The 13,730-nt window shown below is 38.7% G+C and carries 14 protein-coding genes, 1 tRNA gene, 1 pseudogene and 1 other annotated feature; of the genes and pseudogenes, 4 read left to right on the top strand and 12 right to left on the bottom strand.

Translation table 11 applies throughout. The features are described from left to right. Positions 1 to 127 precede the first annotated feature (127 nt). Complete coding sequence (locus tag LI954_RS06305; RefSeq protein WP_229442740.1) at positions 128 to 430, top strand: DUF898 domain-containing protein; 303 nt, start codon at positions 128 to 130, stop codon at positions 428 to 430. A 302-nt stretch (positions 431 to 732) separates the two neighbouring features. Continuing rightward, positions 733 to 806 (top strand) — tRNA-Arg (locus LI954_RS06300). A gap of 240 nt (positions 807 to 1,046) precedes the next feature. Here the strand turns inward: LI954_RS06300 and LI954_RS06295 are convergent. From LI954_RS06295 to metE, 12 genes and pseudogenes are all read right to left on the bottom strand, one after another. Continuing rightward, positions 1,047 to 1,232, bottom strand: a pseudogene (locus LI954_RS06295) (IS30 family transposase); the annotation flags it as partial. A 148-nt stretch (positions 1,233 to 1,380) separates the two neighbouring features. Next, positions 1,381 to 1,932, bottom strand: coding sequence for a DUF1097 family protein (locus LI954_RS06290; RefSeq protein ID WP_229441809.1), 552 nt, complete (start codon positions 1,930 to 1,932; stop codon positions 1,381 to 1,383). Positions 1,933 to 1,979: 47 nt separating this feature from the next. Next, on the bottom strand, positions 1,980 to 2,861 hold the full coding sequence (rbsK, locus tag LI954_RS06285) for a ribokinase (protein WP_229441810.1): 882 nt from the start codon (positions 2,859 to 2,861) through the stop codon (positions 1,980 to 1,982). A gap of 11 nt (positions 2,862 to 2,872) precedes the next feature. Next, on the bottom strand, positions 2,873 to 3,799 hold the full coding sequence (locus LI954_RS06280; RefSeq protein WP_229443981.1) for a nucleoside hydrolase: 927 nt from the start codon (positions 3,797 to 3,799) through the stop codon (positions 2,873 to 2,875). Further along, positions 3,780 to 4,595 (bottom strand): energy-coupling factor ABC transporter ATP-binding protein, encoded by an 816-nt coding sequence (locus LI954_RS06275; RefSeq protein WP_229443980.1) that lies wholly within the window; start codon positions 4,593 to 4,595, stop codon positions 3,780 to 3,782. The genes LI954_RS06280 and LI954_RS06275 overlap by 20 nt, the downstream gene beginning before the upstream one ends. Beyond that, complete coding sequence (locus tag LI954_RS06270) at positions 4,592 to 5,431, bottom strand: energy-coupling factor ABC transporter ATP-binding protein (protein WP_202064264.1); 840 nt, start codon at positions 5,429 to 5,431, stop codon at positions 4,592 to 4,594. The genes LI954_RS06275 and LI954_RS06270 overlap by 4 nt, the downstream gene beginning before the upstream one ends. Then, on the bottom strand, positions 5,428 to 6,165 hold the full coding sequence (locus LI954_RS06265; protein ID WP_202064262.1) for an energy-coupling factor transporter transmembrane component T: 738 nt from the start codon (positions 6,163 to 6,165) through the stop codon (positions 5,428 to 5,430). Before LI954_RS06265 ends, LI954_RS06270 begins: the two co-directional genes overlap by 4 nt. Beyond that, entirely contained in the window at positions 6,158 to 6,766 is a 609-nt protein-coding gene (locus LI954_RS06260) for an ECF transporter S component (protein WP_229443979.1), read from the bottom strand. Before LI954_RS06260 ends, LI954_RS06265 begins: the two co-directional genes overlap by 8 nt. Positions 6,767 to 6,898: 132 nt before the next feature. Next, complete coding sequence (locus LI954_RS06255; protein ID WP_229443978.1) at positions 6,899 to 7,603, bottom strand: Crp/Fnr family transcriptional regulator; 705 nt, start codon at positions 7,601 to 7,603, stop codon at positions 6,899 to 6,901. 98 nt (positions 7,604 to 7,701) lie between these two features. After that, positions 7,702 to 7,983 carry a TraB/GumN family protein gene (locus LI954_RS06250; RefSeq protein WP_229441816.1) on the bottom strand — a complete coding sequence of 94 codons (282 nt, stop codon included), beginning with the start codon at positions 7,981 to 7,983 and terminating at the stop codon, positions 7,702 to 7,704. 57 nt (positions 7,984 to 8,040) lie between these two features. After that, positions 8,041 to 8,940, bottom strand: a complete 900-nt coding sequence (metF, locus tag LI954_RS06245) for a methylenetetrahydrofolate reductase [NAD(P)H] (protein ID WP_229443977.1) — start codon at positions 8,938 to 8,940, stop codon at positions 8,041 to 8,043. Next, entirely contained in the window at positions 8,921 to 11,188 is a 2,268-nt protein-coding gene (metE, locus tag LI954_RS06240; protein WP_202064252.1) for a 5-methyltetrahydropteroyltriglutamate--homocysteine S-methyltransferase, read from the bottom strand. The genes metF and metE overlap by 20 nt, the downstream gene beginning before the upstream one ends. Positions 11,189 to 11,359: 171 nt before the next feature. Further along, positions 11,360 to 11,611, top strand: a binding site (T-box leader). Between the two features lie 53 nt (positions 11,612 to 11,664). Between metE and LI954_RS06235 the strand changes: the two genes are divergently transcribed. Together LI954_RS06235 and LI954_RS06230 are read left to right on the top strand one after the other, a co-directional pair. Further along, positions 11,665 to 12,612: a LysR family transcriptional regulator gene (locus LI954_RS06235; protein WP_202064251.1), complete on the top strand. Its 948-nt coding sequence runs from the start codon at positions 11,665 to 11,667 to the stop codon at positions 12,610 to 12,612. Further along, entirely contained in the window at positions 12,596 to 13,714 is a 1,119-nt protein-coding gene (locus LI954_RS06230) for a PLP-dependent transferase (protein ID WP_229443976.1), read from the top strand. The genes LI954_RS06235 and LI954_RS06230 overlap by 17 nt, the downstream gene beginning before the upstream one ends. Positions 13,715 to 13,730 lie beyond the last annotated feature (16 nt).

Here is a 13,730-nt window from a genome sequence, read left to right as displayed (position 1 = left end):
TAAACAGTCAGACTGTTTACTTAAGTTAACCACTAAGCCAAGTAAAGCATTCACAGCTTACAGAAATATTTTTGCTCCTTCGGCGATTTATGGTAGGATTAAAATGAATCACTAAAGGAGGGGAAAGATGAAAGACTCATACTTTGACGGAGGTCTGGCGACTTATATTGGAACAGCTATTATTGCATGGCTAATCACAGCTCTTACATTTGGTATCTGTGCACCATGGGGGATTTGTATAATGTATCGCTGGAAAATTGAACACACAGTCATAGAAGGCAGACGTTGTCAGTTCACAGGAACGGCAATCGGACTGTTCGGAAATTGGATTAAATGGCTGCTGCTGACTGTTATCACCTTGGGTATCTATGGATTTTGGTTGAATATCAAACTGGAACAATGGAAGGTCAGTCATACACGTTTCTACTAATTCGTTAATTAATCTGTTATAGCAAGCAGATCAGACTTATAAATACTCGGTCTGCTTGTTTTCAAACAAAGACTCTGATAGCGATTCGCAAGAGTTCCTTTAATCGCCCAAATCGTCTTTATTTCCACTCTTTTCTAATAGTTTCAGCTTCTTTTTTTAGTCTGTTTTTCCTTATCTCACTAAAGAATCCAACAGTTATTTTTAAACTTCATTTTTCTCTTGCAACTGTCTTCGTTTTCTGATAACATATTGATGTTGCTGATTTTGAGAGAGCAACATATTTAAATAGTTTTCACTCAACTGTCACAGTAGCTCAGCTGGATAGAGCATCCGCCTTCTAAGCGGACGGTCGGGGGTTCGAATCCCTCCTGTGATGTATTTTTATGCCAAGAAACCTTGTTATTGTAGGGTTTCTTTTTTATTTTGTGCCAAACACTGTTTTTCTATTTTTTTTACAACTGCTCCACAATAAACACTGATTTTTGACAACCACCATACCACAATGTTAACACTTACCTTTTTGATGAAAAAATGTAAATAAAAATAGAGGTAGTACTTCGTTTCTTATTTAATATTTTTGAGCTTTCTGTATTTGGACATTATAATTCTTGATTTGTCAAATTAAACTAGACAATTGTTTCTCATTTATGTAGCTCAAAAATACTTCCAATGGTGTTCGATAATTTAAGGATTTCCTTGGTATGTGATTTCTCTTGGAGGCGACAGCCGCAACAAACGCTTGGTCAACTTGATTAAAATCCATTGTTTTAGGCAACCCATTTTTACGTAATAGACCATCGGCGATATATAAAATGGTTTCCTGTAAGTTTTCTGTCAACGTCATTTTCTCATTCTCCTTATCTTTTCATCATTAATTTATGTATTCTACTCAGTCGTTCGAAAATTCTTTATTGATGAAAATCAGCTGTATTAAGAAAAATTTCCACACATTACCTCTCGCCTTCTCCATAAATTTTTCTAACCAAATTGCTGTAGACAACATCCACCATGACGGCTATAAGCAAACCATATGCATACATTCCACAGGCAATACATAGACCAATAATAATCGGTCTATCTCCTAAAAGTCCTTGACCAATAAATGGTACTGGCCGTCCCCATAACAAAACAGTCACTGTTAACCCAGTAAATGTTGCCGGTAAGCGCCCAGGTAATTTTTTATCAAACAAAATCAGCGCCCCAGCGCTTAATAGGAAGATGAGTATGCCACCATCAATAAAATTGATAGCAAAATAGGTCAATGAATCAGAAAAATAATGCCAAAGCATATTGGAAAGCTGCCCCCAAAAAAGTCCCACGGTAAACGAAGCAAGTAATTCAAAACAAGCTCTCTTTTGCATAGCAATATTTCCTATAAAATAAAATTGTAATGCAAGGAAACTGATCCAAATAAATTGACCGATAGCTAACTTTCCAATCAACAAGGTGCCTATCAAGTTTATTGAAGCGATTACAATACATAGTAATAGATTGTTTTTCATTAAATCCTCCCGCCCTTTCCCACAGCTCTGCTTTTTGTTTTTATTTCTTAATCAAATTGTTTCATCTCTTTTTCGGTTGGCATTCCACCTTGTGCGCCTTTTTTGGTTACTGAAATAGCTGCCGCTTTATTAGCCAGTTGAATAGCTTCTGCAATTGATTTTCTGCGAATTATTTCTAGCGCAAAAGCGCCATTGAAGGTGTCTCCAGCACCCGTTGTATCTATTGCCTTAACCTTATACGCTGGAATCTGACGAATTGTTTGTCCATCATGAAAGATAACGCCCTCAGAGCCTAGTGTCACCACCAACTGATTCGGAAATTTCTCAACAGCTTCTGTTATAGTCAATTGAGGAAAGATTTGTTTACACTCATTCTCATTAGGTGTTAAAAAGGTTAAGTCATCCATCAAAGCTCTCGCTGTTTTATCAGCTGGGGCTGGGTTATATAAAACAGGGACATCCTCTTCTTTGCAATGCTTCACAATAAAATGAATCGTCTCATTCGGAATCTCATTTTGTAGAATAACCATTCCGTAAGCAGAAAGCGGCTTGGTTAATTTCTCTTCAACAAATTCAGGCGTTACCTCATTATTTGCTCCGGGAACTACAACAATACGATTGTCATGATTAATTAAAAATATGTGAGCAGTTCCCGTTAAAGCCGAAGAACTCATACTAATCATCTCTGTATCCACTTGATTTTCTCTCAGATTTTCCACTACCATTTCACCATGGGCATCTTGACCGACACAGCCAAGAATGTCCACTGCCCCACCTAAACGAGCAATTGCGACAGCTTGATTTGCTCCTTTCCCACCACAAAATAGTTCAAGAAAATCAGCTTTTATCGTTTCACCTTGTTCTGGCATACGATTTGTTTCAATCGTTAAATCAACAGACATTGAGCCGATTACAAGAATTTTCTTCATTTACTTTCCTCCTATGCATCCAATCTATCTAATGCGTCCATCAACAGTTTTACAAATTTTTCTCGGTCAACTTCCTGTAAAACAAGGGTATTCTTTGGTAAATCAAAAGCACGTCTAAAATCACCATAAGTCAACCCTCTAGCTAGCGAATCATCTGTAATTACATGGATATCAGCAGCTGTACCCGTAAAAATTTCAGGCATCAATAAATACGCAATTGTACATAAATCATGAAGAGGTGAGTCAATAAACCCAAATTGACGGCCAGAGGTATTATAAAATGACAAAAGTTCATAAGCCAGTTGATTGACACGCCCTCGACCGTGTAACTGATCAATTTCAGCTACGGTAATGACTGCTTTTTCTGTTACATCTAACCCTGCCATAACGATTTGTAAGCCACTTTGAAAAACAATCTCAGCTGCTTCAGGATCAACATAAATATTAAATTCAGCTAACGGAGTTTGATTGCCATGACTGATTCCCCCACCCATCAACACAATCTCTTCTATCAACGGAAGAACCTCTGGATGGCTTTTAAGAAGTAAAGCTATATTAGTTAACGGACCTAAAGCCGCAATCATCACTTTCCCTTCTGCCTGCATTATTTTTCGATAAAGAAACTCTACACCATTCATCTGACTTACAGGATACTCTGCTCCTTCAAAATAAGGTCCTTCCATTCCACTTTCGCCATGAGCTTCAGGTGCCGTCTTCAATGACTTTACCAACGGCCCTTCTTGTCCTGCTGCTAATGGGATTTCTGAGTGCAGAAAATGTAAGATATTTCGCGCATTCTTTGTCACCTTGGCTAAAGTCTGATTTCCACCAATCGTTGTTATGCCTAAGACCTTTAATTTTTCAGCATTAGCCAATGCCATTATAATCGCAAGCGCATCATCATGACCAGGATCGCAATCAATCAGAATTTTTTTCATGTCCAAGTACCTTCTTTCCTAGTTCTTCCATCGTCAAAATATTCTTAAATCCTAACGCTTTGGCTAATTGACAAATATAAGGCTGCTTTAGTCCACTCAAAGTCAATAGACTTTCATCCCAAAATACGTCTCTAGGTGTTCCTTCTTTGCGTAATTGTTTATCTGCAAAAACCAATACACGCGGAAACTCTTTTACTACGAACTCCATATCATGAGTAATCGTTATGACAGCTTTATTTTTAGCAGATAATTCTTTAATAATTCTGCCCAAAAGCTCAGTGGATTCTCTATCTTGCCCTGCTGTTGGTTCATCCAAAACAATAACCTCTGGATCCATCGCTATGATTGCAGCAATTGTAATAAACTTTCTCTTAGAGTAAGACAAATTATAAGGATGCTCATTTAAGACCTCCGTCAATCCACATGTCTCAGCGGCCTCCTTAACTTTCTTTTTGATAACCGAAACAGCTAATTTTTGACTTTTAGGACCAAAAGCAATCTCCTTTTCGATAGTCTCTTGAAAGATTTGGTCATCGGGATTTTGAAAAACATAACCCACATGCTTCGACATTTGAGCTGCAGTAAAGACATTCGTTGATTTCCCATCAATCAAGACTTCCCCTTTCGTTGGCCGTAACAAGCCATTCATCAGCTTAACTGTGGTCGTTTTTCCGGCACCATTTTGACCAATAATTGCAACAGCTTCACCTAGTTGAAACTCCATTGAAACCTTTTGAGTTGCTTCAAAACCATTTGGGTAGCTATAACTAACTTCACTTAATTTTAAGAAACTCATTTTGAAGCGACCTCCTTTAATTTTACAATTGCTTCGTCCATTGTAATTGGTATTTGTGTATCATACCCTAGCTGCTCCAAAAAGAACAATGCTACTTGTGGCAAAGAACCCCCATGCTGCAATATCGTTCTGTCGTTCAGCAGCTGGTGAGTTTCGCCACTCTTCACCACATGTCCATTCTCCAACAAAATGATTGCATCACAATATTCCGCCAGTAAATCCACCTTATGCTCCACCACGATAATTGTCTTACCTTGATCTTTTAACATCGAAATAATTTGAAAGACTTCCTCCGTACTCTGAGGATCAAGTTGAGAAGTCGGCTCATCCAAAATGATGACTTCAGGATCTAAAGCCACAACAGAAGCCAATGCAACACGTTGTTTTTGACCGCCAGATAACTCATACGGATTTTTTTCTTTAAGTATTTCTAGAGTAAACAGTTCCAACAATTCTTGTACTTTAACTTTCATAATCTCCGGTGCAATCCCAATGTTTTCCATACCATAAGCAATCTCTTCTTCTACAGTATCCTTAACCCCAGAAATTTGAGTAAATGGATTTTGCGAAGAGTACCCAATCTCAGCAGCTAATGCGCCTACATTGTATTCTTGAACAGATTTCTCTTTATAAGTCACTTCACCTGTTAACTCACCAAAGAACAAAGTAGGAATAAAGCCACGAATAATATTACAAAGCGTTGTTTTCCCTGCTTGGTTATTTCCGATAAGTCCGTACACCTTGCCTTTTTCAAATGATAGCGATACATCTTTAATTACTGGTTCAACATCTAACGGATATTTATACGTCACATTTTTCAATTCGATTAAACTCATAATGGTCCCCCCACAAAATACACAATCAACGCAGCTAAACAAAATATGACAATCAAATAATCCGATGGTGTTTTTTTGATAGAATAGTACGTTGTCTTTTTCATTGGTGCTGAAAACCCTCTTGCCTCTAAAGTTAGTACGCGTTCATCCGTTTGTTGAATGGATGTTAACACTAGTGGACCCATCATAGGCACAAAAGCTTTCATACGTATAAACACAGAACCTTCCGTTTCAATTCCTCTTGCCCTCTGTGCATCTGTTATAGTTTGCGACAATTTTGACATCTGTGGGATCAATTGAATGGTTGCTGCAATCACAAAAGTTACTTTCTTAGAAATGCGGGCTTTTTCTAAAGCGGCAACAATATCTTTGACGCTAGTTACTTGAAAGAACCAGATAATAATCGAGCTAATCGCCACAATTCGAGAAGTTAGTCCAACACTTGTATCCATTCCCATCTGAGAATATCCAATAAACCACCATAGCGATTGACTATCCTCATTTTTAACGATGAACACTTGAACTAAGAAAATAAATAAAACAATTACAAAAACTGATTTAAAGAAAGTATTAAAAAAGTTAGTTATTGTTCCTGAAAACAGGCTTAAAACCAACGCGACTCCAAAAAGCACATATTGAACAGTTGGTAACGTTGAAAACATACTAACAATTATTACAGTTAAAACAATCATTAATTTAGTCGAAGGATGCCATTTTCCAACTATACTATCCATGCTTCAACGCCTCCTTTTTAATATATGGAAGCCCATAATTTAACTTAATTAAAAATCGTGGAGGGATTCGTTTAACCACTAAATAACTGATAAAGAAATTTAAAATAGTATTGATTGTTCCAGTCAATATATTGGTAGAAAATACAGAATCCCATAATTGTTGACCTGCTGCCAAAAATGCGGCTGTAACTAAATCTGTGCCTGCTCCTGTAATTCCACCAAACATAAAGACCGTTACTATAGCTGCCGAACCAGCTGAAACGATAGTCAGTACAGCGCAAGCAATCAGTATGCCAAAAATATTCTTAAAAAAATTAAATCTTGAGAAGTATCCTGCAAATAGGCCAATGCTTATTGAGACAATCCCGTACGGAATCGCTACTGGATTCAACATCCCATTGACAACATTTCCTAAAAATCCTGTTACTAGCCCTACCCAAGGACCGGCCACCATCGCTACTAAATACGTACCAATCTGATCAATAAAGACTGGGAATTTCAAAATTGTACACAGCTGATATCCGACAACGTTTAAAGAAACGCCAACTGGAATCAGCATTAATGCCTGTAAACCAAAGTCATATCTTATTCCTCGCTTCATATCTTTTCCCACTTTCAATTTTTTTCTCACACAAATGTAAGAGCTTTCTTAATTTCATCATCAGTATAATCAGAAATAAAAAATCACGAAAGGTCACATGTCCCTTCGTGATAAAAATCAATGAATTCATTTTTAAAAATATTGCAATTGCTCTTTGAGTCGGTGATATTCCTCAACACCAATATATATTTTCCGTTGCTCGCTTATAATCTCATGATTCTCGCGTAGATTTCTTAATGAACGTCCTACTGTGCGTACACTCATTCCTAATTTGTTACCAATTTTTTCACGAGTTTCTTGTACTTCGACTAACTTAACTTCACTATTTCGTTTTTCCTCATAATAAGAGACAAGAAAATAACGCAATCGGTTCACTCCTTCAAAACGATAAAGTAAGCCATCATTCCCCGAACGATCATATAAATCTTTTGCTAAGAGCCCTGCACTCAACTGTAACAATTCTATGTCCTCCATCACCCATTCATAAACAACCGAGGAAGGAACTCGAACCGCCTCTACTTTGGTCAAGCAAGTAATCGTTGCGATAGTTTCCTCTTTTTGAGCCAAAATTTCGAGTAAGCCCACGCTTCCATTACTTTTTTCTAATTGGAAATAATCATATTCGTTCCCATCTTCATAGTTTCGAGCACCAACAACAATTCCACTAAGAATAAAGTAGACATATTCTGGAAAATCGCCACGCATGATAATGGTTTCCTTTGGCTCAAAGCAAATCACAGGATATTGTTCGACTCCCTTATTTTCTATACTGCTAAAATTAATCGTACTTTTCTGATTATAATGCTGCCACTTTTCCCTAAGAACGTTCTTTTCCATAATTTGACTAACTCCTTTCCTAAAAAGTTTATATTCAAATATTATGATCCAATCGACCAAGTGCATTCTTCACATAACCAAATAATTTTCTATTCATACTATACCACTTTATCTAAAAGATAACCTGTTTGTTCCAAAAGAGAGATTAATCCATTTTCTCCATACAAATCTCCTGCTCCAACAGCTATAAAAATCGGAGCTGTTTCATTTAATTCTTTTTCAAGAGTATCTAACCAAGCAATGTTTCGCTTTGTTATTAATAAATAATTATACTCTTCACTAGCATTTACTAACAGGTCTGAGAAATTATTTTCTATATTTCCATCAATATAATTGTCAATTACATCCTCATTTCTTTTTTGAGCTTCATCTAAGCTCAATATTTGTTTTATCCACTATTTATTTGTGATGTTATAAACACGCTTGAAACGTTGGTTTCAAGCGTGTTTTTGTTTATTAGATACAGAGCTTTCCGTTCTTCGTTTAAACAGCGAGTGAGTCGCATGATAGATACTTCTGGCAATATCTGATTGATTCATCGTATATAAATGGACACCGGAAACTCCCTGAGTAACTAAATCAACAATCTGATCAATAGCATAAGCCAGTCCTGCAGCCCGCAATGCCACCGGATTATCTGCATACTTATCCAGGATAGCGAGAAATTTCTTAGGCAGCTGAACCTCCGCCGTACGAATAATACGTTCTGCCTGCTTTTTGTTGACAATCGGCATGATCCCAGCCAATATCGGTACTTGAATCCCTGCAAGGCAGCATTTTTCCTGAAAATGATAAAAGCGTTCATTATCAAAAAACAGTTGCGTAATCAGCTGGTCTGCTCCGGCATTAACCTTTTCTCTCAGATGATAAATATCCTCCAGCGTATTTGCCGACTCAGGATGTCCTTCGGGATAACAGGCAGCGGTAACAGAAAATTCTGGGTCCCATTCCTTGATATAAGAAATTAGGTCAGCTGCATAAAGAAACTCTTTGCTGCGGGGAACCTCCGGATAGAGGTCCCCTCTTAACGCCAAAATATTTTGAATTCCTTTTTGATGAAGCAATTCCAAAACCTCGTCAACGTTTGTTTTACTCAAATAAGCCGCACTTAAATGAACAATACTCGGAACTTCGTGATGGCTCTGAATGTGTTCCGCAATTTTAACGGTCGTGTCTTTTAAGGAAAGCAGCTTGTTGCTGCAGGTCACACTGATAAAATCAGGACGCAGGTCCTCCATCTGATGTAATGATCTATACAAGCTGTCAAATGTTGCCTGTGAACCTGGAGGAAAGACTTCAAAAGAAAGTCTGGGACTTTCATTCTCTGACTGGTTCATAAACAAGCGCCTCCCTTGTCTGAATAGCAGCTTTAGTTAGATTTGCCAGGCTTTTAACTGTTTCTTTTTCACCGCGTGTTTTTAATCCGCAATCAGGATTGATCCACAATTTTTCTGCCGAAATCTTTTTCAGCAGTTCTTCAATTGTCGCAGTCAGCTCAGCAACAGAAGGAACTCTTGGCGAATGAATATCGTACACACCGGGTCCCACCGCTGTCTGGAACTTTTGAGATTTCAACTCATCCAGCAAAGCCAAATTTGAACGAGAGGCTTCAAAAGAAATAACATCTGCATCCATTTGATCAATCGCAGGTAATATATCCGCAAACTCGCTGTAGCACATATGCGTATGAATCTGTGTATGCGGAGCTACTTTGCTGTGAACCAGTCGAAACGCAGGAATGGCCCAGTCCAGATATTCTTTATACCAGTCACTCTTTCGTAATGGGAGTTTTTCCCGTAATGCAGCTTCATCAATCTGGATAATTTTGATACCATTTGCTTCCAGATCCAACACTTCTTCCTGAATAGCCAAAGCAATTTGAAGAGTGCTGTCTTTCAGTGATATATCCTCACGCGGAAATGACCAGTTTAGAATCGTTACCGGTCCCGTCAACATGCCCTTCACTGGTTTGGCAGTCAGCCCCTGAGCATAGGCAGACCATTCAACGGTAATTGCCTGTTTTCTTGAAACATCTCCCCAGATAATCGGCGGCTTCACACAACGTGTGCCATAAGACTGAACCCAGGCATTTTTTGAAAACAGGAAGCCTTCCAAATTTTCACCAAAATATTCAACCATGTCATTCCGCTCAAACTCTCCATGCACCAGTACATCCAGATCAATATCTTCCTGAAATTCGATACAGTCAGCAATCTTTTTCCGCAAAAAGCTCTTATAGGATAGCTGATCAAGTTCCCCTCTTTTGAATCTTGCCCGAGCGGCTTTCACATCACGAGTCTGAGGGAAAGAGCCTATGGTTGTAGTCGGCAGCAACGGAAGATTCAGCTCAATTTTCTGAGTCTGAGCTCTCTCCTCATAAGATATTTGACGATGAAAATCCTGCTCAGTTAAAGCTGCCAGCTTATCAGCCAGAGCCTCATTTTTCTGAACTCGTTCTTTTTGAAAAAGCTGCTGATTTTCGGTTACTCTTCCTGTTGATTGGCTGACAATTTGAGACAGCTGCGACAACTCCTTCAGCTTCTCCTTTGCAAAAGAAAAATGCTGAGAGACTTCCTCAGGAAATTCTTCCTGCTCGATAGAAAACGGTACATGAAGCAATGAACAGGAGGTCGATAAAATAACCTGCTCTTTTGGCAAGCCGTTTAGTAACGCAACAGTCTTTTGATAATCATTCCGCCAAATATTTTTCCCATTTATAATACCAGCAAATAACACTTTATTCTGAGGAAAGCCGAACGACCGAACGAATTCTTCTGTCTGTTTCCCTTCAACAAAATCCAGTCCGATACCGTCTACATCAAGTGTCAACAAATCAGCATAAACATCTCGGACATCGCCAAAATAAGTCTGCAGCAGCAGTTTGATTTCTCTTGGTTCTTTGGTGAACGACTCGTAAATTGCTAAAAACAAGTCACGATCTTCATTTGACAAATCTTTTACCAGAGCAGGCTCATCCAGTTGCAGCCAGTGCGCACCTAAACTGTTCAGCTTTAAGATAATCTCTTTATATGCAGAAATCAGTGCCGGAATATGCTTTGCCTTTTCTGTTGTTGTAAAATCAGCAAGCTGAATCAAAGTAAACGGTCCTAAAATAACAGGTCTGGTTTCAATTCCCAGTTCCTTTGCTTCCAGATATTCATCAAAAATCTTGGTTCCGACAACTCGGACTTCGGTGTCCTGCTCAAATTCAGGTGTCAGATAATGATAATTGGTGTTAAACCATTTTTTCATCGGCAATGCAGTCACATCACCTGCTGCTGCCTGATACCCTCTCGCCAAAGCGAAATAAGTATCTAAAGGAGAAAGCTTCAGCTCCAAAAATCGCTTCGGAATAATATTCAACAAAACAGCAGTATCCAACACTGTATCATAAAAAGAAAAATCATTACTTGGAATGTATGAGATTCCTGTATTCCTCAAAAGCTGCCAGTGCGTCTTTCTTAATTGTCTGCCCTTTTCTAATAACTCTTCTTGTGTGCTGTCTCCACGGAAATAATTTTCTGTCGCTGCTTTCAATTCACGATTTTCTCCAATTCTTGGAAATCCCACAACCGTTGTTTTCATAGATACGCCTCCTCAATAGTTATGGGGAACACTTTATCACAGCCGTCTGTATCCTGACTAACTGTTAAAATTTATAACCTGTAATAGATTTTAATTATAAGAAAAAAATGAGAATTCAATGGATAAATCATTTGACAGGAAGATAAGTTTTGGCTATAGTAGAAACCAATAGTTAATGCGTAGAAAAGAAGAGTACATTTAGAGAACCTTATACAGAGAGCTCCCAGTGGTGAGAAGGAGCATTGGCAATCATTTGGAAGATGGTCTTTGAGCATTCAGCAGTGAGTGGATTTATGAACTGCTGACGGAGGTGCCCGATATCGCAACGCAGTATCAGTTTTTTATGAACTCGTACTGGCTAAGGTTGCTGACTGTGAAGCAGTAACAAACAAAGGTGGTATCACGAAATTATTCGTCCTTTTTCTTATACAGAAAAAGGGCGTTTTTTTTTACCAATTAATGAAAGGAGCAGACATATGCGTATACAGCAGTTGGAGTATCTTGAAAAAGTAGCAGAAATCGGATCTATTAATGAAGCGGCGAAAAGTCTATTTTTATCACAGCCTGCTTTATCTAATGCCATCAAGGAGCTGGAAAATGAAATGAACATCTGTCTTCTTCATCGAAGCAAGCTCGGAGTTGCATTAACTGAAGAAGGGCGGGAATTTTTATCTTATGCCAGACAGATCATCGATCAGGTAGATCTTCTGGAAAAGAGATACAAGCATTCCGAAAAACAAGCTTCTCGACTATCAATTTCTTCTCAGCATTATGCTTTTTCTGTTCATGCATTTGTGGAGTTTATTCAAACATATGAAGATGACAGCTATCAATTCAGTTTGAGAGAGACGGAGACAAAGAATATCCTCGAAGATGTTGCAGGCTTCCGCAGCGAGATTGGTATCCTCTTTTTAAATAATTTTAACCGACAGGTACTTGAAAAGCTGTTTGAAGAAAAAAATTTAGCCTTTTCTTCTTTATTTTATGCTGCACCGCATATTTTTATCAGTAAAGATAATCCGCTGGCTCACAAGAACAAGGTTACTCTTGAAGAATTGTCAGAGCTTCCCTATCTCTCTTTTGAGCAGGGCAACAGCAACTCCTTTTATTTTGCCGAAGAAATTTTAAGTACACGTACCTGTAAAAAGCATATTAAAGTAAGTGATCGGGCAACTATTTTCAATTTGATGATTGGGCTTAATGGATACACATTCAGCTCCGGAATTATCAGTCGTGAATTAAATGATGACAGCATTGTTGCTATTCCACTGGATGTTCCTGAACGTATTGAAATCGGCTGGATTAGAAGCCGGCGCAGCCACTTGTCTCTGCTGGGACAGCGCTATTTGGATACACTAAAAAAACATATCCGAGATTATGGATTTAATACAATTGAGGAGGAAGCTTATGAAGAAAACTATTGAAAAAAAGGATTGGAAGGAAGCTACAAAATTGGCTCAAATTGGCAATCATACGGATAAACAGACTGGTGCAGTCAGTACACCAATCTATCTCTCTACAACATACGCCCATCCCGAGCTTGGTCAAAGCACCGGCTTTGATTACACACGAACCGCCAACCCAACCCGTCAAGTTTTGGAAACGGCCTTGGCTGAATTGGAACAGGGCCGTTATGGATTTGCCACAAGTTCAGGAATGAGTGCCATTCAGCTTGTCTTTGAATTGTTCCCCTGCAACAGTCATTTTTTGGTTTCCAGAGATCTCTATGGCGGAAGCTATCGATACTTTCATTCGCTGGAAGAAAACGGCCAATATCAGTTTACTTATTTCAATTCTATTGCCGAACTTCACGCAGCAATCAGTTTAGACATTGCCGCTGTTTTTATTGAAACCCCAACGAATCCATTGATGTCAGAGCTATCTATAACTGAAGTCTCTGAACTGACAAAAGCCAATCATACCCTGCTGATTGTTGATAACACCTTTTTAACACCGATTCTGCAAAAGCCGCTGCGTCTTGGTGCCGATCTTGTTGTTCACTCTGCTACCAAATTTCTCGGAGGACACAATGATCTGCTTGCTGGGGCTGTAATGACAAACTCAGATAAATTAGGAGAGAGATTAGCATTCGCTTTAAACACAACGGGCGCCGTCCTGTCTCCTTTTGACTCATGGCTGCTGATTCGCGGATTAAAAACCTTATCCCTTCGCATTAGGCAACAGGAAAAAAATGCCCAAACACTCGTCCAATTTTTACGCCAGACGCCGCTCATTAAAGAAGTATTTTACCCAGAAAAAGGAAGCATGATCAGTTTGAAGCTGCAGAACGCAACACAGATTCCCGCATTCTTAAAAGCATTGAACATTTTTACCTTTGCAGAAAGTCTCGGAGGTGTTGAAAGCCTTGTTACTTATCCAAGCACACAGACCCATGCTGATATTCCTAAAGAATTGCGGGAATCTTATGGCTTAACGGACGATTTACTTCGATTGTCCATCGGAATTGAAGCTATTGAAGACCTGATTCAAGATCTTAAACAGGCCTTGATTAAGTCGGCTGATTAATCCCAATGAAGGATAC

This window comes from Enterococcus sp. CWB-B31 (genome assembly GCF_020567645.1).
GTDB lineage: Bacteria > Bacillota > Bacilli > Lactobacillales > Enterococcaceae > Enterococcus_L.
This window is presented reverse-complemented; position numbering and strand designations above follow the sequence as displayed.